Source organism: Methanocaldococcus villosus KIN24-T80 (assembly GCF_000371805.1).
Classification (GTDB): Archaea; AGJL01; Methanococci; order Methanococcales; family Methanocaldococcaceae; genus Methanocaldococcus; species Methanocaldococcus villosus.
Genome location: NZ_AQUK01000001.1, coordinates 941849 through 961314 on the forward strand (window position 1 = coordinate 941849; position 19466 = coordinate 961314).

A 19466-nucleotide genomic window follows, 5' to 3' on the forward strand; every position below is an offset into this window, starting at 1 on the left:
TTTTAAATTTTTTTGTAATTTATATAATAATTTGGTGAAAATAATGAAAAAAATAGAGGCAATAATAAGACCTTCAAAATTGGAAGATGTGAAAAATGCATTGATTAAAGCAGGTTGTAGGGGTTTGACGGTTAGTGAAGTTAAAGGTAGAGGGGTTCAAGGAGGAGTAGTTGAGAGATATAGAGGGAGGGAGTATGTTGTAGATCTACTACCAAAGGTAAAAATAGAGATTGTTGTTGATGATGAATATGTTGATAAGATAGTCAATATAATCTGTGAGAATGCTAAAACTGGAGAATTTGGAGATGGAAAAATCTTTATTCTCCCTGTGGAAGAGGTTATAAGGATAAGAACTGGTGAGAGAGGAAGGGATGCTATAATGTAAGGGATTATTTATGATATTTCTAAAAAAAGCTGAGAATGAAGCTATATCAAATTTTTTAATAGCTAAATGTATAGAAGTTGAAGATTTTGGTGGATTGAAATTAGAAGATCTCTGGGAGATTCATAATAGTATTAAAGTCAAAGAAAAATACTTTGATGGAGAATTTAAAAAACCAAATTTATTAGATTTAAAGATAGAAATAGCTAGAAATATTTTTAAAAACTGCCACTTCTGTGAGCATAGGTGTTATGTCAATAGAGAAAAAGATAGAGGGTTTTGTAAAATTAGAAAGAGTTATTACTCTTCTGAATTTTTACATATGGGGGAGGAGAGAATATTAATTCCATCACATACAATATTTTTCTGTGGATGTAATTTTAAATGTGTCTTCTGCCAAAATTGGGATATATCTCAAGTCTATTTTGAAAAGATACCTTGTTATTGTCATCCTTATAATCCAAAAGATATGGCTAAGATAATTGAGAGAAAGAGAATTTATTCCAAAAATGTTAATTTTGTTGGTGGAGAACCTACACCACATTTGTTATCCATCTTAGAAACATTGAAATATGTAAATTTAAATATTCCTGTTGTTTGGAATTCTAATATGTATCTAACTATTGAAGCATTGAAATTGTTAGATGGGGTAGTTGATTTGTATTTGACAGATTTTAAATTTGGAAATAACACTTGTGCTGAAAGACTCTCAAAGGTTAAAAACTATTTTGATATTGTAAAGAGAAATCACATTTTTGTTAAAGAATATGATATGATAATTAGGCATCTTGTAATGCCAAACCATTTACAATGTTGTACAGAAAGAATATTTAAATTTATTAAAGAAAATTTAGATAGGAAAAATATTTTAGTTAATGTAATGTTTCAATATAGGCCAGAATATAAAGCAAAGTTTTATAATGATATTAATAGGCCATTAACTTATGAAGAGATGGATATGGCTATGGAATTAGCTAAGAAATATAAATTGAACTTAATTTTATAAGGGTAGTGGTTATGATACTATTGATGGGAGGAACTAGAGATAGCAAAATTATTGGAGAAAAATTAAAAAAGTATAAAATTATATACACAGCCACTACAGAGTATGGAGCAATGTTAGGTAAGGATTTTGCCTATAAAATAATAAGTAAACCATTAGATAAGGAAGATTTAAAGAAAGTTATAGAAGATTATAAGGTTAAACTACTAATTGATGCTACCCATCCATTTGCTGTAAATGCTAGTAGGAATGCTATTGATGTTTGTAAGGAGTTAGGGATTGAATATATAAGATTTGAAAGAGAGTGTGAAAAAATAAATCATGAAAATGTTATATATGTGAAAAACTTTGAGGAGGCTTTTAATATAGCTAAAAATTTCAATAGAATATTTTTTATGGCAGGTATTAAGAACTTAAAAAGGGCTGTTGAAGTTCTTGGGGATAAAATAATTGCAAGAGTTTTGCCTATTTCTGTTATGGAAGCCTTAAAGTTACTGCCACAGCAAAACATTGTGGCAATGTATGGAACTTTCTCAAAGGGTTTAAATAGAGAGCTTATTTTAAACTATAAATGTGATGCTATAATAACAAAAGAAAGTGGGGAATTTGGGGGATTTAAAGAGAAAGTTTATGGAGCTATAGAAGCTAATGCTAAAGTTATTATTGTGGAAAAGCCAAAATTGGATTATCCTAAAGTGTTTTATGATATTGATGAGTTAGTTAAGGAAGTTAATAAAATTTATATTAACTCTTATCAATCTTTTTAATTAACTTTTCTTGCCTTTATATACCCTCTTGTTAAAATTTGTATGAGAAAATCGGGAAAAAGTAATAATGATTTTTTCTAATTAAAATTGAGATTTTTTAATTATTTTAGATATTTATTTTTATTTTTATAGTTTTATGTTTAATTTGTTTTTATTTTAGTTAGATAAGCTATAATTGTTTATATTTTATAATACAGTTGTGCGTTATATTTATAAATAATTTGCATAATCTTTCTTAACTTTATAAAGGTTTTAATAATTGGGTAGTAAGAAAAATCTTGTTGAAAAAGAAAGATTTATATAGGAGTTTTGGCGAATATAGTTAGTAGTTGCATAGGGTTTGAATCGCTTATCCATTAAAACAAGGATGGAAACTCTTCTTTTCTGATCTCGATTAATGCGTATTCTAAGTGTTTGAATCGCTTATCCATTAAAACAAGGATGGAAACTTAGTTCACTATCGTCTGGGATCTTCCCTTGTTTGGTTTGAATCGCTTATCCATTAAAACAAGGATGGAAACCTTCCCAGCCCCCGAAAGTGGGGCTGTATTGCAACGTTTGAATCGCTTATCCATTAAAACAAGGATGGAAACTATTTCCTCATTTAACCACTCCATTTTTTCACCCCGCCGTTTGAATCGCTTATCCATTAAAACAAGGATGGAAACTCTTGTTTTTTTATTTTTTTCATCCCTGCGGTGCTGAGTTTGAATCGCTTATCCATTAAAACAAGGATGGAAACTATTCATTACTATCTCTTTTTCCTCTAATATTTCGTTTGAATCGCTTATCCATTAAAACAAGGATGGAAACGCCTAGCTCCACCTCCCAAGGTGCCGGGGCAAAAGGTTTGAATCGCTTATCCATTAAAACAAGGATGGAAACACAAACAGAAAGGATTTAATATGATGGAGGATATTTTAAAAAAGATTTTACAAATGAGAGAAGGAAAATCAGAATTTAAAAAATTAGAGGAAAATATAAAAAATATGGATGATATAAAATTTGAGTATTTAATAAACAGGTTAAAAACACAAATAGAAATTGTTAATAAATATAAACCAAAGGTTAGACCTGCTCTTGATCCAGTAATTTCTTTTGAATTAGGAGTGTATAGAAGGTTAGATGACTATGAAATAGGTAAATTATTAAACTATCCATTATGTTGCATAAAATCATTTTCAGAGGATTTTAGAATAGCTATTGATAGAGAACATTTAAAAGAGGCAAAAGAGATAAATACTTATGCTATAGTTATAACTTCTGGTTTTATTCCATGTAGTTTGAAATGTAAAATGGCTATGAAGAATGGGCTTTTAGGTTATATGGATGAGGAAGAGTTTAAAAAAATATTAAAATTAGAAGAAGAATTAAAAAAGAAATTAAAACATTTCCATTCAGCTTATGATGAGTTTTATGAAAAGATAATAGTGGGATAAAGTGTATATTATAATAGCAGGGATTGGGAGGATTGGTTATACATTAGGAAAATCTCTTTCAGAGAGATATGATGTAGTATTAATAGATATAAATAAAAAAATATGTGATAAAGTTGCTAAAGAGATAGATGCTTTAGTTATAAATGGTGATTGTACAAAAACTAAGACTTTAGAAGATGCAGGAATAGATGATGCTGACATATATATTGCTGTTACTGGGAAGGATGAAGTTAATTTAATAAGTTGCTTATTAGCAAAGAAATATTATGGTGTAGAAAAAACTATTTCAAGAATCTCTGAAATAGAATATAAAGACATATTTGAAAGATTGGGTGTAGATATAGTTATCTCTCCTGAACTAATAGCTGCCCACTATATAGAAAAACTTATAGAAAGGCCAGGAGTGTTAGATTTAACTATTATTGGTAGAGGAGAAGCAGAGATAATAGAGTTAATTATACCTGAAGATTCTGAAGTAGCTAATAAAAAGATTAAAGAGTTAAAAAAGCCTGAAGATTATCTAATCATTGCTGTATATGAAGGTAATAATTTAAAAATCCCTTCTGGAGAAACAGTTCTTAAACCAGGAGATAGGGTGTTAGTTTTAGTTAAAAAAGATAAATCTGAAATTATAAGAAGAATGTTTAGAGGGGAAAAATGAAATTTAAAGCTCCATGCACATCAGCTAATTTAGGAGTAGGATTTGATGTATTTGGATTATGTCTAAATGAACCATATGATATAATAGAAATTAAGGAAGATGAAGGAATTATTATAGAATCTGATTTAAATATAGAACAAAAAAAGAATGTAGCTTATGTTGTGGCAAAAAAGATGATAGAAGATTTTAAATTAAAAGGTGTAAGGATAAAAATCAAAAAAGGAGTTAAACCTGGAAGTGGTTTAGGTAGCTCAGCTGCATCATCTGCAGGGACTGCTGTAGCTATAAATGAATTATATAATTTAAAACTTAGTAAATTAGAGCTAGTAGAGTATGCCTCATTAGGTGAAGAGTTAGCTTCAGGAGATAAACATTATGACAATGTAGCCCCAGCTATTTTTGGAGGTTTTACAATAATAGCAAATAAAAAACCGTTAGATATTATAAAGATAGATGTTGATTTAAATATTATTATAGCTCTACCTGATATAACAATAAATACAAAAAAGGCAAGAGAAATTTTACCAAAGTGTTATAAGTTAGAAGATGTTGTTAACAATCTAGGTAAAGCTTCAGCAGTAGTCTATGCCTTTTTAAAAGATAAAGAAAGATTAAAATATATTATGGATGATAAGTTAGCAGAGCCATATAGGGGGAAGCTTATTCCAAATTATTTTGAGGTTAAAAATATTCTTAAAGATAAAGTTTATGCCATATCTATTAGTGGTTCTGGGCCTGCTATAATAGCATTTCCTAAGGAAGATTGTGCAAATGAAGTTAAGGAGGTGTTAAAGGAGTATTATGGAAATGTTATAGAAACTTGTGTTGGCAAAGGGGTAGAATGTTTAAAGAATTAAATAAAGCTAAAGAGATTTTTTTAAAAAACAAAAATAACAAAGTGCTAATAGCTACACATATAGATACTGATGGTTTAACATCAATGGTTATATTAAAAAAGATTGTTGAAAGGTTAGAAGTAGATGCTGATTTTATTTTTTTAAAACAAATTAATGAAGAAACAATTGATGATATTGATTTTGATTATGATCTTATTATATTAGCTGATTTTGGTAGTGGGCAGCTGAGTATAATTAAAGAGAAAATAGAGGAAGTGAGATATAATAAAAAAATTATTATTTTAGACCACCATCAAATAGAAAAAGAAAGAGTTGAGAACATTATCCTTGTTAACCCATTAACAGAAAATAAAGAAACTTGTGGGGCAGGAGTTTGTTACCTATTTGCTAAAGCTATTAATAGTAATTGGATAGATTTAGCCAAATATGCTGTTATTGGAGCTGTTGGAGATGTTCAAAATATTGAAGGAAAATTAAAAAGTTTAAATAGAGAAATCCTCTGTGATGCTATTTTTGCAGGAGATGTGGTTATTAAAAATGATTTACAACTTTATGGAAGGCAGACACGACCTCTGTTTGTTTCACTTAGATATTGGGCTGATGTTAGGACAGACCTTTTAGATAATGATTTAAATATAATTAAATATATAAATTATATCAATAAAAAGTATGGTATTGATATTGATCCTACAAAATCTTTAGCAAAACTACCTTATAGTTATAAGAAAATCATTGGTAATGAGTTATTAATAAAATCTCTTCAATATGTTCCACCTCACTGGGCTAAGTATGTGCCAAAAGTGATATTTGGTGAAGTTTATGAGCTAAGTTATGAAGATGAAGGGAGTTATTTAAAAGATTTAGAAGAGTTATCAACATGTATAAACTCTTGTTCAAGGTATGGGGATTATGAAACAGCTATTAATATTCTTTTAGGAAATAAAAAATATTACAATAAAATGATTAAAAACCTTGAAAGGCATAGAAAGAATTTAAGAGAAGCTTTAAATCATATCAAAACTGAAGTAGAAATTAAGAAAGAAAAGAATTTCCAATATTTTGAAACAGATAAAATTAAACCTAATATTATTGGTATTGTAGCTGGGATGAGTTATACTATAGATGAAATTGATTGGCAAAAACCCATATTTGCTATAGCTGAAGATGAAAATAGCTATAAAGTTTCTGCAAGATGTCCAAAATTATTATGTTTTGCCGAAAATATAGATCTTGGAAAAGCTATAAAGATTGCCTCTGAGAAGGCTAATGGATCTGGAGGAGGACATAAATTTGCTTCTGGAGCTTATATAAAAAATAAAGAGGAGTTTATAAAATGTCTTAGTGAAGCTCTTAAAGTGTGAAAATATGAAAGTTTTTGGAATAACCCACAGAGGTGGGAGAGATAAAAATGAAGACCATATACTAATTAAAAAAATAGGGGATATTTATTTATTAGCAGTTGCTGATGGTTTGGGAGGGCATAATGCAGGAGATATTGCATCAAAAATAGCTATTGAGGAATTAGAAAAATTCTTTGAAAAAAACTGTTATAAATCACTTTTATATGAAGAAATAGAGACTATTTTAAAAGAAGCTTTTAAAAAAGTGCACAATGCTATTCTAAATCAATCTTATGGAGATAGAGAGGAGATGGGAACAACACTTACATCTGTAGTTATTAAAGATAATAAAGCTATTATAGCTAATTGTGGAGATTCAAGAGCTTATATAATAAGGGATGGAAAAATAATTTTTAAAACTAAAGATCATACCTATGTACAAGAGCTTATTGATAAAGGATATTTGTCAGAAGAAGAGGCAATGTATCACCCATATAAACATGTGCTTAAACATGCTCTTGGAATAGATTTTGCAGTAGATATTTATAAAAAAGAGTTAAAAAGTGGAGATATTTTGCTATTGAGCTCTGATGGATTACATGATTATGTGAGGGAGAAAGAGATATTGGAAGTAATTAATAAATATGAAGAACCAAAAGATATTGTTGAAAATCTGTTAAAAATTGCATTGAAAAAGACTATGGATAATGTAAGTATAATTGTTTTTAAGGTGAAATAATATGGTAGTAGATTATTTAAAAAAGTTATCCCAACTACATGGAATATCTGGAAGAGAAGATAATGTTAGAGAATATATAATGAGAGAGTTGAAGGATTGTGAGATAGAAATTGATAAATTTGGTAACTTAATAGCCAAAAAAGGAGAGGGAAATAAAAAGGTTATGTTAGCAGCACACATGGATGAGATTGGTTTAATGGTTAAATATATTGATGAAAATGGGTTTCTAAAATTTACAAAGATAGGGGGAATATATGATCAGATGTTGTTAAACCAGAGGGTTATTGTTCATGGGGAGAGAGATATATTTGGGGTAATTGGTTCAAAACCACCCCATAGGATGAAGGAAGAAGAGAAAAATAAGTTAATAAAATATGAGGATATGTTTATTGATATAGGAGCTGAAAGTAGAGAAGAAGCTATAGAAATGGGGGTAAATATTGGTTCATGGGTATCTTTTGTATCAGAAGTTTATGAGCTTGGAAAAAACAGATTAGCTGGGAAGGCCTTTGATGATAGGGTAGGATGTGCTATTTTATTAGATGTAATGAATAGGATAGAGCCAAATTGTGAAGTTTATGCAGTATTTACAGTTCAAGAGGAAGTTGGATTAAAAGGGGCTAAAGTTTCAGCTTATAAAATAAATCCTGATATGGCTATAGTTATTGATGTAACAATTGCTGGAGATCATCCTGGAATTAAGAAAGAGGATGCACCTGTAGAGCTTGGAAAGGGTCCTGTTATTGATATTGCTGATGCTTCTGGCAGGGGTTTAATTGCACATCCTGAAGTGTTAAAATTAATGATAGAAACTGCAAAAAAATACAATATAGATGTGCAGCTTGAAGTCAGTGAGGGAGGAACTACTGATGCAACAGCTATACATCTTACAAGAGAAGGAGTACCTACTGGAGTATTATCAGTTCCAGCAAGATATATACACACTCCAGTTGAAGTTATAGATAAAAGAGATTTACAAAAGACTGCAGACTTGTTATATTATATTTTAAAAGAGATCTAATTAAAACCATGCATCTAAAGTTTTCTGTTTAGTCATGCCTTCAATTATTCTGTATAATCTATCAGCATGCTTTTTTACTCTTTCATAGTTAAAGTCATGCTCATCTACCAAAAATTTTATTATTCCTTCTTTGTTTGGTAGTCTTAAATTTAGAGAGTAATTATCAGTAACTTTGGGATTTTTAAATATATTAACAATTTCATCATATTCTTTAACTTCTTTCTTTAATAACTCTTTAGCCATTCCACTTCTGATAATCTCTAATGCTCTTTTAAATCCTATTCCTTTTACTCCTCCAGGATTATAATCAGTACCTAAAAATATAGCAAGATCTATAAGATCATCTAAACTTATTCTAAGAGTATTGAGAACCTCATTCAATTCTACAATTTCAGGCTGATCATTTGTTGTCAAATTTCTAACAACTCTTGGAGCTCCATATAATAGAGAATCATAATCTTGACTTAAAACAGCATAAACATCTCCTTTTTTAGCCATATAACTAGCCTGTGCTTCTCCTTCAGATGGAGCTTCAACATAAGGAATACCCATCAACTTTAATAAGTATTTACAATTTTCAACCATATTATTGTTTAGATAGGCTATTCTTTTAGCATACTTTACTTTCTCTTCATCAGAAGCTTCTTTTAATTTTTCTTTTGCTTTCTCTTTCATTTCTCTTCTTATTTCTCTAATCCTCTCTTTCAATTTTGGAGCCTCCCCATCAAAAACATATATGGGTATTATTCCTTTTTCTAACAAGTTAATAGTTTTATAAAATAAACCATTGTATGCTGAGGTAATTTCTCCTTTTTTATTTTTTAATGGAGACCCATCTTTTAACCTTATTGAAGTTAAAAACTGATAAAGGATATTCATGGCATCAACAGCTATCTTTTTTCCTTTTAAGTCTTCAAATGAGATTGGTTTTTTAGGTATATAATCTCCTATAGGAACACCCATTATATCACCTAAAAATTAATTTTTTGTTATTTATTATAAAGTTAAATTAACTTTTCTAATAACTATATCAATTTTTCTAATTAACTTTTCTTGCCTTTATATACCCTTTTGTTAAAATTTGTATGAGAAAATCGGGAAAAAGTATTACTGATTTTTTCTAATTAAAATTGAGATTTTTTAATTATTTTAGATATTTATTTTTATTTTTATAGTTTTATGTTTAGTTTGTTTTTATTTAAGTTAGATAAGCTATAATTGTTTATATTTTATAATACAGTTGTGCGTTATATTTATAAATAATTTGCATAATCTTTCTTAACTTTATAAAGGTTTTAATAATTAGGTGGTAAGAAAAATCGCATGGGAAAAGAAAGGTTTATATAGGAGTTTTGGCGAATATAATTAGTAGTTGCATAGGGTTTGAATCGCTTATCCATTAAAACAAGGATGGAAACCCGCATTTCCTTGGTCGTCTACATGTCTTTCTGTCAGTTTGAATCGCTTATCCATTAAAACAAGGATGGAAACAAGAACATTAACAATCTCATTATTATCATTCAAGTTTGAATCGCTTATCCATTAAAACAAGGATGGAAACTTGACATTCTGACACAAACTCTCGCCTCCACAATATGTTTGAATCGCTTATCCATTAAAACAAGGATGGAAACTAAATCCATCTTCGATATTAATATTGGATAATTCAGTTTGAATCGCTTATCCATTAAAACAAGGATGGAAACTATAGAAAATATAGGAATAAAGGAGTTTGTTAAAAATGTTTGAATCGCTTATCCATTAAAACAAGGATGGAAACTTTCATGTAACGCCGCAACTACCGGGTCTATTTCCTGTTTGAATCACTTATCCATTAAAACAAGGATAAAAAACATTAAAAAATAAAAGAGCTATCTTTAAATTTTAAATATAAAAAATAAATTTTAAATATAAAAAATAAATTTTAAATATAAAAAATAAATTTTAAATATAAAAAATAAAAAAAGTTTATTTAACTAATTTTTGTCTTAATAACTCAACAACTTTTTTTGGTTCTGCTCTTCCTTTTGTTAATTTCATTACTTGCCCTACTAAAAAGTTTAAAGCTTCTTTTTTACCACTTAGATAATCTTCAACAGCTTTCTGATTTTCATTTATAGCTTGTTCTACAGCTTTCTCTAAGAAGTTGTCATCTTTTATAACTTTAAGCCCTTTTTCTTCAACAATTTCTGTTGGTAGTTTTTTACCTCTGTTTATAACAAGTTCATCAATTAACTCTTTAGCTATTTTTTGAGATATAACTTCATCTTTTATTAATTTAATAAGCTCTATCATATGCTTCTCATTAATCCCACTTTCATATAAATTAACTTTATGATAGTTTAATGATCTTCTAAGCTCATTTCTAATCCATGTTACTACTAACTCAACATCATTTGGAAATTCTTTAACTACTTTCTCAAATAATTCTGCCATATCTAAATCAGCAACTAAAATTTCAGCATCTCTTTCATCTATCCCATATTGTTCAACAAATCTTTTTTTCTTAGCTAAAGGAGTTTCTGGCATCTTTTCTTCAATTTCTTTAACCCAATCACTGGTTATTACTATTGGTTGTATATCTGGGTCGGGGATGTATCTATAATCTTCAGCAGTTTCTTTTTCTCTCATTGATTTAGTTATCATCTGGCTTTCTAAAAAAGCTCTAGTTTCTCTTTTTATCTTCCCTCCTCTTTTTATTATATTTTTCTGCCTTATTAATTCATATTTTAACACTTTATAAACTCCTTTAATAGAGTTAATATTTTTTACTTCTACCCTCTCACCTTGAACACCCATGTAATTTATGGAGATATTTACATCAGCCCTCATTGTTCCTTCTCCTCTAAGACAGCCAAGATATCTAAACAAAGTCATTAAATTTTTTAAAAATTCTCTTGCCTGTTCAGGACTCTTTATGTCAGGCTCTGTAACTATTTCTATAAGAGGAGTCCCACTTCTGTTAAAATCTACTAATCCTAAACTTGGATTATACTGCCCAGGATCTTCTTCTAAATGAATTTCTCTTATTCTAATTCCTAAAAATTCTCCATCCACACCAATAGGTGTTGAAGTTCTTTGATATCCACTTGGTAAGTCAGGGTAGTCATAATGTTTTCTTTGGAAATAAATATCTTGATCTACAACAATGTTACAGTTTAACATTTTTGCTACCATTATGGCTACTTCTAAAGCTTTTTTATTAACACCCATTGGTTTAGCTCCAGGCAAACCCATACAAATTGGGCAAATATTTGTGTTTGGTTCAGCATCTAAATAATTTGTTGGGCATTTACAAAATAGCTTAGATTCAGTATCAATCTGAACATGTATTTCTAACCCACATTTCATTTCTACATCTTCCATGGTTATCCCCTTGGTTTCAGAACTTTTGGTCCTCTTGTTAAAGCAGTTATTCCAGTTCTTGCTATTTCTTTTATTCCCAGTGGTTTAACAAGATCTATAAATGCATTTATTTTGTCTTCATTACCTGTTATTTCTACTATTAATGATTCATGAGAGATATCAACAATATTCCCTCTAAAAATATTTGTATATTGTATAACTTGTGATTTAGCACTTTCAGTTGGGGCATATATTTTTATTAAACATAATTCTCTTTGAACAGACTTCTTTTCTTGTAACTCACTAACCTTTATAACATCAATAAGCTTATTTAACTGTTTAACTACCTGTTCCAAAACTTTATCATCTCCATTAACAACTATTGTCATCCTTGATATATTTGGGTTCTCTGTAGTACCAACTGTTATTGATGAAATATTAAAACCCCTTCTTGAGAATAAACCTGATATTCTCTGTAGAACTCCTGGTTTATTCAAAACTAGTGCTGAAATAACATGCTTCATAATTTCTCCCTCTTAACCATCCTAAACTTTCTTGATCCACATGAACATTTTAAATCTTCAATCCTCTCATTTAATAACTTATAAATCTTTCCACATTTTAAACATTTATAATATCTAATAACAGGCTTAACTAAGCCAGTATATATCTTTTCAGTATCTCCTATATTTGGTTTTAAGTCTTTTCCTATTAACCTAGCTATGAATGTTGTATTAGCTATAATTTCAGAACCTTCATAATAATTAAAATTAGGAATTAATTCAGAAATAACAAAGTTCATTTCATTTATTGCCTTCTGCACTAATAGAAACTCTTCTATGGGTTTGTGAGAATAAGAAAGATAAGCTACTCCTTCTTTACCTAATGCTTCAATACCTCTTGATAAGAACAGTCTTAACCCATTTAATGTATATGGTGGATCTGTTGATATTGTATCAAAACTATCTTTTAAATCATTTGGTAGTGGCTTCCTTAAATCATGCTTCACTATCTTTATCTTAACATCCTCTTCTTTAGAAAATTCTTCTATTATTCTTAATATCCTCTCATCTATATCAACTACTGCAATCTCATCAGCAAAACCTGTAAGAGCTGCAGGGATGGATGTGAGGTCATCATCACCAACAAACATTATCCTTCTACCTTCTAAATCCCCTCTCTCACACATCAAAGCTACCCTATAAACAGATGTTTCTAATGTGGCAAATGATTGATCTATTAATGTATTTGGAGAAGGTCTTTTTTTAAAATATTTTTCTGCTTTATTTAAAATCTCTTTAAAAAATTCATCTAAAATTATTCCCCTACCCTTACACTTATCACATATTAATGATCCTCTATATCTCAATTTTAAATACTCCTTAGCTAATTTCTCCCCAAGATCTGTTAAAATTGCTCCCTTATTTCTCTTTAATATTTTTTCTCTTTCTAACATAGCCCTAACTTTTGCTACTATTGGTAAAGGTAGTCTTGTTTTCTGAGCTATCTTTTTTGTTGATATTGGCTGTTCTCTAAAAATAATTCTTATTATATCCTCAACAGCTCTTCTACCTTCAGATACATTAACTTTTTTAGCTATCTTATCTAAAATAATGTTAAATTTGTCATCCTCATTAATTTCTTTCTTTCCTCTTCCAATATTACCAATAATCATAATCAGCACACTCTTGGTATTGGATCTCCAATTGGATAGTCTATTATCCTTTTTCCTATTCCTGTTTCCATTAACACCCCTTTATGTTCTTTTGTAGCATAACCAATTATTTCAGCATTTTTGCCAAGTGGGTGTTCTCTAAGCCTTTCTAAACATTCTTCAGCATCTTTTTTATCAACAGCTATAACAACTTTTCCTTCATTAGCTATTGTTAAAGGGTCTAAACCAAGAATTTCACAGACAGATGAAACTTCATCAGATATAGGGATTTTATCTTCAAAAATTGTTATTCCTACACTACTCTTTTCTGCTAATTCATTTAAGGCTTCAGCTAATCCTCCTCTTGTAGGATCCTTCATAGCACTTATTTCAAGATCTAAAATATTTTCTATCATTTTATTAAGAGGAGCTACATCAGATTTTATATTTGTCTCAAACTCAAACTCTTCCCTAGACAATAAAATAGCCAATCCATGTTCAGCTATGTTGCCAGACACAATAATAGCATCACCATCTTTAACCCCACTATCTTTAATTACCTTCTCAGCTACCCCTACACCAGAAGTGTTTATTATTATCTCATCTAACCCATCAGTAACTTTAGTATCTCCAGCTATTATTGCTACTTCAGCTTCTTTAGAAGTTTTATTTATAGATTTAATAATCCTTTCTATCTTTTCTTCATCATAACCTTCTGGAATGATAAAGGCTAAAGATAAAGCTAAAGGTTTGGCTCCTACAACAGATAAATCATTGACAGTCCCTGAAACTGCTAATCTTCCAATATCTCCTCCAGGAAAGAATATTGGTTTAACAGTATAGCTATCTGTTGTAAAAGCAATATGCTTGTCATCCAATTTAATTGTCCCTGCATCATCTAAATCATCTAAACCTAAACCATTAACTTTCTTTAATTCAATATTTTTTAAAATCTGATTTTTTATAAATTCAATCATTAACCTTCCTCCAGCCCCATGCATCTTTGTTATCATTTAATATCACCAATAACTGTATAATTTATTATATCAATAATGAATCTTGCAACAGCTTTATCCATTTCTTCTAAAGAATCCCCTTCTATAATAATCTTGTTTCCTACCTTTGATATTCTTGCTTTTTTGTCACTAATATTTGCTAATATTACCAATGTATTGTTACTATTCATTATAGCCTCACATTCATTTATTTTTAATTTAGCTTCCCCTTCTTTACCATTAACTAGCTTAAATTCTAAATAAACAGTATTATTTGATCTATTAAGTTCAAGAATTATGTTATGAGGGTAAAAATTATTTAACCATGAAATTTTTGTTAATAACTCTAATATAGCAACTCCTCCACCTTTTGGTGACACAGATAAATTTGAAATAATATAGAGATTTTTTTTAGTATGGTAGAGATAATATATTTCCTTATCACTTGTATTTACTAACTCTGTTTCTAAAGCCATACTTATTGGAACTCTTAGTTTAACATCTATGGGATGTCCATTATAGTAAAAAGTTAATTCATCTTTATATATATCCAAATTTTTGTTTATACATAAAGATAAGAGAGTAAAGAGAATAACAATAGCTAATAACTTTTTCATTTTTTCCCTCTCAATTGCTTATAAAGTATATCAAATATAATTATAAGAACTATAATATACCAATATTCCTTTGCATATATAGAGAGGTATCCTAAATATGGGATTATTAAAGGATGTCCATCTATAGTTAACACTCTCTGCTTTATCTGATTAATTGAAACAAGTTCAGGATCATGCATATAATTATTATCCCCTTTTATAATAAAGTATGTCCTATTATCAAACTCCACTTTATCAATCACTCTATGTATAACTGGTTTTTCAAACAATTTTGGTGTAGAGAAGTTTATAATTACAAACTCTCCAACATCTGTTTTTAACTTTCCTAAAACTTTAGCTTCTAATTTATCATCACCTCTATTAAAAATAAATAGTGTATTATTAAAATCATAACCTAATTTTTGAGATATGGCATATAAGATATATTGATAGGCATCCCAATGTGCTGAATAAACAACAATATCTCCAACTTTAACATCATTTGGGTTAAACTCAAAACCTGCATTTTCAACAATTACCAAATCTCCTCTTTTCATTATAGGATACATACTGTTAGATACAACAACATTTACATGACTCCAAATCAAGAACAAAACTATTAAAAAAACTATCCATTCAATAATTTTTTCTTTTTTAATAATAACCACCCTCAATATAACTCAACATTTCTTTTCATTCTTGGAATAAGTGCCATAATTACTGCATCTCTACAAAGATCTTCTCTTTTTATATGATTATCTGTTAAATATCCTATCATTCCTACACTTTCACCAATACCTTTTATCCCTGATATTTTTTCAGCTATTATTTTTCCTTCAATGCCTTTCATTATATGTTCAGCTACAATCTTTGGATATTCAAATCCTTGAGATAATCCAACAGTTTCTCTAATTCCATCATAAACAACAGCTACATGTATATCCAAATAATGCCCATCTAATTCAATCATTCCTGCTTCAATACCAACAGAATAAACACACTGAATCTTTTTAAATGCTTCTTTAGCTCTATTTAAAGCACCTTTATATGTTTCTTCTAACCCAATAGGATGAGGAGAAACTTTACTATCCACATCTACAGGAATTATCTCAGAATAACCTATAACTCTTTCAAATGCTTCTTTTGTAGCTTTAACTTTAATAGGATTTTTTGATCCTAATGCTACTACTCTCATTTTATGTCTAGCTAAACTTATTTTTTTAGCTTCTTCCCAGCATTTAATATCTTTACATAAATGCATCCCATATAAGAAAATCTCAGCTTTTTTACCACAAATTTCACATGCCTTTTCCATAAAACTCACCAAAAATAATATATCTTTTAAAGTTTTTAAGAGTTTGTCTATAAATCATTTAATTTTTATATTTAAAAACTATAGGAGAAAAGTTTATATACTAGTTTTACTTATGCATAATCTACTAACTTTTATTGTAGGGCGGTGGCTCAGCCTGGTTAGAGCGCTCGGCTGATAACCGAGAGGTCCGGGGTTCAAATCCCCGCCGCCCTATCATTTTTTAACTAAATCATTTTTTAACTATAATCCAGGTGGTGACCTTCCGCAGGGGATGACACCACCGCGGCAATCTGCCCACATGGCGGCCGGGTAGAGGAGGCATAGGCCTTCAATGAAATATCCCGGTTTTCCAAGGGCAGATACAAACTTTTTTAGAGAGTCTATTATGAAAATAAAAAATTTAACTTTAACAGAGGATAGGGCTATTATTTATAAAAAATATGGAATTATAGCTGATACCCATATTGGTTTTGATATTTCATTCAATGAATCAGGAGCTAATTTTCCATTAATACAAAAAGATAGAGTTATAAATAACATTCTAAAACTTATTGAGAATTATAAAATAAAATCATTAATAATTAATGGGGATCTAAAACATAATTTTTATCCTATAAAAAGAGAAATAGAGTTTGTAAATGAATTTTTAAATTTATTAAATGAACATGTTGAACTAATTTTAATAAAAGGGAACCATGATACTTATTTAAGTAAAATTACAGAGACATATGATTATTTTGAATTAGGTAAATACACTGTAACTCATGGACACAAAGTTGTAGAAGGAGATTTTTTAATTTTGGCTCATGAACATCCTTCTATAAAAATAAGAGATGAGATTACAACATATAAATTTCCAATATATTTAGTAAATAAAAATTATATTGTTTTACCTGCTTTTAATCCTTTATCTCCTGGAAATGATTTGGTTAATAATTATCCTTCATCTCCAATAATAAAAAAAGATTATTTAGATGGGGAAGTGTTTGGAATAACAGAAATTGGATTATTAGAATTTGGGAAATTAAAAGATTTATTAGAATTTAATAGATTATAATTTTTTGTTTTTAGTTTTTTCTTCATGTAAATCTCTTATATAATCCAAGATAACCTTTTGCTCAGTTCTTGCTACAACCCTTCTTATTGTTTCAACAGCATCTATATTTGCTGAAACACTGTCAATTCCCCATCTTACCAACTTTTCAACAATATGTGGCCTTGATCCTGCTTGCCCACATATTGATGTCTTTACACCATGTTTTTTACATGTCTTTATAACATATTCTACCAATTTTAAAACTGCTGGATGGTCTTCTTTATAATATTTAGCTACAAGTTCATTATTTCTATCTATAGCTATTGTATATTGTGTTAAATCATTTGTTCCTAAGCTAATAAAGTCTATACCTTCTTTTATAAATTCTTCAATAATTAAAGCTGCAGCAGGGGTTTCAACCATTATTCCAAACTTTATATCTTTTCCAGGTTCTAAACCAACTTCTCTCATTATTTCTTTAACTTTCCTAACTTCATCTGGGTGTGTTACCAATGGAATCATTATCTCTATATTCTTATACCCCTCTTCTCTCAATCTTTTTATAGCTTCTAACTCACATTTTAGTATATCTGGATCATCTAAACTTCTTCTAATTCCTCTCCATCCAAGCATTGGATTATGTTCTATTGGTTCTCTATCTCCACCTTCTAAGTTTCTAAACTCATCAGTAGGAGCATCCAATGTTCTGTATGTAACAGGTCTTGGGTAAAAGGCATCAGCAACTTTTCTAATTCCTTCCATTAAAGCATTAATTAAAGCTTCTCTTCCCTCATCTTCTAATATCTTCTTTGGATGTTTTCCTAAACCTAAAATCATATGCTCTGCTCTTAACAATCCTACTCCATCAGCACCAGTCTTAGCAGCCTTTTCTGCAGCTTCTGGCATTGAAACATTAACTTTAACTTCAGTAGCAGTTATTATTGTTGGAGATTCTTTAACAATTACTTCTTTCTTCTCTTCTTCCTCTTTTTTAATAATTCCTTCATACACCACTCCTTTTTCTCCATCAACAGTAACTAACATTCCATCTTTTAATATTTTAGTAGCATATTTTGTTCCTACAACACAAGGAACTCCTAACTCTCTGGATACAATAGCAGCATGACAAGTTAAACCTCCTTCATCAGTAACTATAGCAGCAGCTTTTTTCATAGCAGGGACCATATCTGGAGTAGTCATTTTAGTAACTAATATATCCCCCTCTTCTACTTTATCTATCTCTTCTATATCCATAACTATTTTAACCCTACCAGATGCTATCCCTGGAGAAGCTCCAATACCTTTTAATAATATCTTTCCTTCAACTTCCTCACTAACCTTCTTTTTTCTCTTACCTAATGTAGTTATTGGTCTAGCTTGTAACATATAACATTTCTTCCCTTCATAGGCCCATTCTACATCCATAGGCATTCCATAATGCTTTTCTATTTTTATACCCATTTCTGTTAGTTCAACTATTTCATCATCTGTTAAAACTTGCTTCTCTTTCATATCTTCAGGAACTTCTACAACTTTTGTTTCTCCTTTCTCATCTCTAACATACATAATCTCTTTTTTAGCTATATGCTTATCAAGAATCTTTAATGTGTTCTTATCTACAATGTATGTATCAGGTGACACAGCTCCACTAACCACTCCTTCTCCTAAACCCCAAGCGGCTTCTATGACAAGTTCATTTTCTTTCTCAGTTATTGGATTAACAGTAAACATCACTCCAGCTTTATCAGCATTTACCATTTTTTGAACAACTGCTGCTAAAGCTACTTTAAAATGATCAAATCCCTTCTGCTCTCTATAGAATATTGCCCTAGGGGTGAATAGTGAAGAAAAACATTTCTGGACATATTTAACAACATTTTCTGCTCCTTTTACATTTAAAAAAGTCTCTTGTTGTCCAGCAAAGCTAGCATCTGGGAGATCTTCAGCAGTTGCTGAACTTCTAACAGCTACAAAAACCTCTTCCCCACACATTTCACAAAGCTTATTATATGCTTCAATTATTGCCAATCTTAAATCATCAGGCATTTTTTCTGATTCTATCATACTTCTTATCTTTTTAGAAGCTTCTTCTAAAGCTTTAGTATTGTTTATATCAAGATCTTTTAACACTTGCTTTATCTTCTCCATCAATCCAGTCTCTTTAATAAAGTATCTGTATGCATCAGCAGTAACTACAAAAGCTGGAGGTACTGGTAAGCCTGCATTCCACATCTCTCCCAATGAAGCTCCTTTACCTCCAGCTATAGATACATCCTTATTTGATAACTCATCTAACCATGCAATAAACTTCATACT

The 19466-nt window shown here is 29.7% G+C and carries 19 protein-coding genes, 1 tRNA gene and 2 CRISPR repeat arrays; of the genes, 11 read left to right on the forward strand and 9 right to left on the reverse strand.

Going from position 1 to position 19466, the window contains the following annotated elements; genetic code table 11:
* Positions 1 to 43: 43 nt before the first annotated feature.
* The 9 genes from METVI_RS0105435 (at position 44) to METVI_RS0105475 (ending at position 8209) form a co-directional block, all read left to right on the forward strand.
* Positions 44 to 385 (forward strand): P-II family nitrogen regulator, encoded by a 342-nt coding sequence (locus METVI_RS0105435; protein WP_017981106.1) that lies wholly within the window; start codon positions 44 to 46, stop codon positions 383 to 385.
* Positions 386 to 395: 10 nt separating this feature from the next.
* Positions 396 to 1388: a radical SAM protein gene (locus tag METVI_RS0105440; RefSeq protein ID WP_017981107.1), complete on the forward strand. Its 993-nt coding sequence runs from the start codon at positions 396 to 398 to the stop codon at positions 1386 to 1388.
* A 23-nt stretch (positions 1389 to 1411) separates the two neighbouring features.
* On the forward strand, positions 1412 to 2152 hold the full coding sequence (gene cobK / locus METVI_RS0105445) for a precorrin-6A reductase (protein ID WP_004593666.1): 741 nt from the start codon (positions 1412 to 1414) through the stop codon (positions 2150 to 2152).
* Positions 2153 to 2490: 338 nt separating this feature from the next.
* A CRISPR array of direct repeats spans positions 2491 to 3037; the repeat unit is 37 nt; unit sequence GTTTGAATCGCTTATCCATTAAAACAAGGATGGAAAC.
* Positions 3038 to 3057: 20 nt separating this feature from the next.
* Complete coding sequence (locus METVI_RS0105450) at positions 3058 to 3591, forward strand: DUF483 domain-containing protein (protein WP_017981108.1); 534 nt, start codon at positions 3058 to 3060, stop codon at positions 3589 to 3591.
* A gap of 1 nt (position 3592) precedes the next feature.
* Entirely contained in the window at positions 3593 to 4252 is a 660-nt protein-coding gene (locus tag METVI_RS0105455) for a potassium channel family protein (protein ID WP_004594213.1), read from the forward strand.
* Positions 4249 to 5109, forward strand: coding sequence for a homoserine kinase (locus METVI_RS0105460; RefSeq protein WP_004594212.1), 861 nt, complete (start codon positions 4249 to 4251; stop codon positions 5107 to 5109). Before METVI_RS0105455 ends, METVI_RS0105460 begins: the two co-directional genes overlap by 4 nt.
* Positions 5094 to 6470, forward strand: a complete 1377-nt coding sequence (gene recJ, locus METVI_RS0105465) for a single-stranded-DNA-specific exonuclease RecJ (RefSeq protein ID WP_004594211.1) — start codon at positions 5094 to 5096, stop codon at positions 6468 to 6470. Before METVI_RS0105460 ends, recJ begins: the two co-directional genes overlap by 16 nt.
* Before the next feature lie 4 nt (positions 6471 to 6474).
* The gene (locus METVI_RS0105470; protein WP_004594210.1) at positions 6475 to 7188 is read left to right on the forward strand and encodes a PP2C family protein-serine/threonine phosphatase; all 714 of its coding nucleotides are present in this window, start codon (positions 6475 to 6477) and stop codon (positions 7186 to 7188) included.
* Position 7189: 1 nt separating this feature from the next.
* Complete coding sequence (locus METVI_RS0105475) at positions 7190 to 8209, forward strand: M42 family metallopeptidase (RefSeq protein ID WP_017981109.1); 1020 nt, start codon at positions 7190 to 7192, stop codon at positions 8207 to 8209.
* On the opposite strand, the gene fen is transcribed toward METVI_RS0105475, so the two are convergent.
* The 8 genes from fen to yjjX form a co-directional block, all read right to left on the reverse strand.
* The gene (fen, locus tag METVI_RS0105480) at positions 8210 to 9172 is read right to left on the reverse strand and encodes a flap endonuclease-1 (protein ID WP_004594209.1); all 963 of its coding nucleotides are present in this window, start codon (positions 9170 to 9172) and stop codon (positions 8210 to 8212) included. It abuts the gene before it with no gap.
* 418 nt (positions 9173 to 9590) lie between these two features.
* Positions 9591 to 10062: a CRISPR direct-repeat array (repeat unit 37 nt; unit sequence GTTTGAATCGCTTATCCATTAAAACAAGGATGGAAAC).
* Positions 10063 to 10177: 115 nt separating this feature from the next.
* Positions 10178 to 11575: an Asp-tRNA(Asn)/Glu-tRNA(Gln) amidotransferase subunit GatB gene (gatB, locus tag METVI_RS0105485; RefSeq protein WP_017981110.1), complete on the reverse strand. Its 1398-nt coding sequence runs from the start codon at positions 11573 to 11575 to the stop codon at positions 10178 to 10180.
* A 2-nt stretch (positions 11576 to 11577) separates the two neighbouring features.
* Positions 11578 to 12078: an acetolactate synthase small subunit gene (gene ilvN / locus METVI_RS0105490; protein WP_004589754.1), complete on the reverse strand. Its 501-nt coding sequence runs from the start codon at positions 12076 to 12078 to the stop codon at positions 11578 to 11580.
* The gene (locus METVI_RS0105495) at positions 12075 to 13229 is read right to left on the reverse strand and encodes a bis-aminopropyl spermidine synthase family protein (protein WP_004589753.1); all 1155 of its coding nucleotides are present in this window, start codon (positions 13227 to 13229) and stop codon (positions 12075 to 12077) included. The genes ilvN and METVI_RS0105495 overlap by 4 nt, the downstream gene beginning before the upstream one ends.
* A 2-nt stretch (positions 13230 to 13231) precedes the next feature.
* On the reverse strand, positions 13232 to 14221 hold the full coding sequence (gene hypE / locus METVI_RS0105500) for a hydrogenase expression/formation protein HypE (RefSeq protein WP_004589752.1): 990 nt from the start codon (positions 14219 to 14221) through the stop codon (positions 13232 to 13234).
* Entirely contained in the window at positions 14218 to 14820 is a 603-nt protein-coding gene (locus METVI_RS0105505) for a hypothetical protein (RefSeq protein ID WP_004589751.1), read from the reverse strand. Before METVI_RS0105505 ends, hypE begins: the two co-directional genes overlap by 4 nt.
* Entirely contained in the window at positions 14817 to 15473 is a 657-nt protein-coding gene (locus METVI_RS0105510) for a S24/S26 family peptidase (RefSeq protein ID WP_004589750.1), read from the reverse strand. The genes METVI_RS0105505 and METVI_RS0105510 overlap by 4 nt, the downstream gene beginning before the upstream one ends.
* The gene (yjjX, locus tag METVI_RS0105515) at positions 15470 to 16114 is read right to left on the reverse strand and encodes an inosine/xanthosine triphosphatase (RefSeq protein WP_004589749.1); all 645 of its coding nucleotides are present in this window, start codon (positions 16112 to 16114) and stop codon (positions 15470 to 15472) included. Before yjjX ends, METVI_RS0105510 begins: the two co-directional genes overlap by 4 nt.
* A gap of 138 nt (positions 16115 to 16252) precedes the next feature.
* Between yjjX and METVI_RS0105520 the strand changes: the two genes are divergently transcribed.
* Together METVI_RS0105520 and METVI_RS0105525 are read left to right on the forward strand one after the other, a co-directional pair.
* A tRNA-Ile gene (locus METVI_RS0105520) sits at positions 16253 to 16327 on the forward strand.
* Between the two features lie 118 nt (positions 16328 to 16445).
* Positions 16446 to 17171 (forward strand): metallophosphoesterase, encoded by a 726-nt coding sequence (locus tag METVI_RS0105525; RefSeq protein ID WP_004589748.1) that lies wholly within the window; start codon positions 16446 to 16448, stop codon positions 17169 to 17171.
* Here the strand turns inward: METVI_RS0105525 and ppsA are convergent.
* Positions 17166 to 19463 carry a phosphoenolpyruvate synthase gene (gene ppsA, locus METVI_RS0105530; protein ID WP_017981111.1) on the reverse strand — a complete coding sequence of 766 codons (2298 nt, stop codon included), beginning with the start codon at positions 19461 to 19463 and terminating at the stop codon, positions 17166 to 17168. The genes METVI_RS0105525 and ppsA overlap by 6 nt on opposite strands.
* Positions 19464 to 19466: the final 3 nt, after the last annotated feature.

Bases quoted from the DNA above. Each gene is read 5' to 3' on its own strand.
- yjjX (WP_004589749.1), bottom strand. From the start codon at position 16,114: ATGGAAAAGGCATGTGAAATTTGTGGTAAAAAAGCTGAGATTTTCTTA.
- METVI_RS0105495 (WP_004589753.1), bottom strand. From the start codon at position 13,229: ATGATTATTGGTAATATTGGAAGAGGAAAGAAAGAAATTAATGAGGAT.
- METVI_RS0105460 (WP_004594212.1), top strand. From the start codon at position 4,249: ATGAAATTTAAAGCTCCATGCACATCAGCTAATTTAGGAGTAGGATTT.
- METVI_RS0105505 (WP_004589751.1), bottom strand. From the start codon at position 14,820: ATGAAAAAGTTATTAGCTATTGTTATTCTCTTTACTCTCTTATCTTTA.
- METVI_RS0105450 (WP_017981108.1), top strand. From the start codon at position 3,058: ATGATGGAGGATATTTTAAAAAAGATTTTACAAATGAGAGAAGGAAAA.
- METVI_RS0105525 (WP_004589748.1), top strand. From the start codon at position 16,446: ATGAAATATCCCGGTTTTCCAAGGGCAGATACAAACTTTTTTAGAGAG.
- cobK (WP_004593666.1), top strand. From the start codon at position 1,412: ATGGGAGGAACTAGAGATAGCAAAATTATTGGAGAAAAATTAAAAAAG.
- ilvN (WP_004589754.1), bottom strand. From the start codon at position 12,078: ATGAAGCATGTTATTTCAGCACTAGTTTTGAATAAACCAGGAGTTCTA.
- METVI_RS0105470 (WP_004594210.1), top strand. From the start codon at position 6,475: ATGAAAGTTTTTGGAATAACCCACAGAGGTGGGAGAGATAAAAATGAA.
- METVI_RS0105435 (WP_017981106.1), top strand. From the start codon at position 44: ATGAAAAAAATAGAGGCAATAATAAGACCTTCAAAATTGGAAGATGTG.
- METVI_RS0105475 (WP_017981109.1), top strand. From the start codon at position 7,190: ATGGTAGTAGATTATTTAAAAAAGTTATCCCAACTACATGGAATATCT.
- recJ (WP_004594211.1), top strand. From the start codon at position 5,094: ATGTTTAAAGAATTAAATAAAGCTAAAGAGATTTTTTTAAAAAACAAA.
- METVI_RS0105440 (WP_017981107.1), top strand. From the start codon at position 396: ATGATATTTCTAAAAAAAGCTGAGAATGAAGCTATATCAAATTTTTTA.
- hypE (WP_004589752.1), bottom strand. From the start codon at position 14,221: ATGATAACAAAGATGCATGGGGCTGGAGGAAGGTTAATGATTGAATTT.
- fen (WP_004594209.1), bottom strand. From the start codon at position 9,172: ATGGGTGTTCCTATAGGAGATTATATACCTAAAAAACCAATCTCATTT.
- ppsA (WP_017981111.1), bottom strand. From the start codon at position 19,463: ATGAAGTTTATTGCATGGTTAGATGAGTTATCAAATAAGGATGTATCT.
- gatB (WP_017981110.1), bottom strand. From the start codon at position 11,575: ATGGAAGATGTAGAAATGAAATGTGGGTTAGAAATACATGTTCAGATT.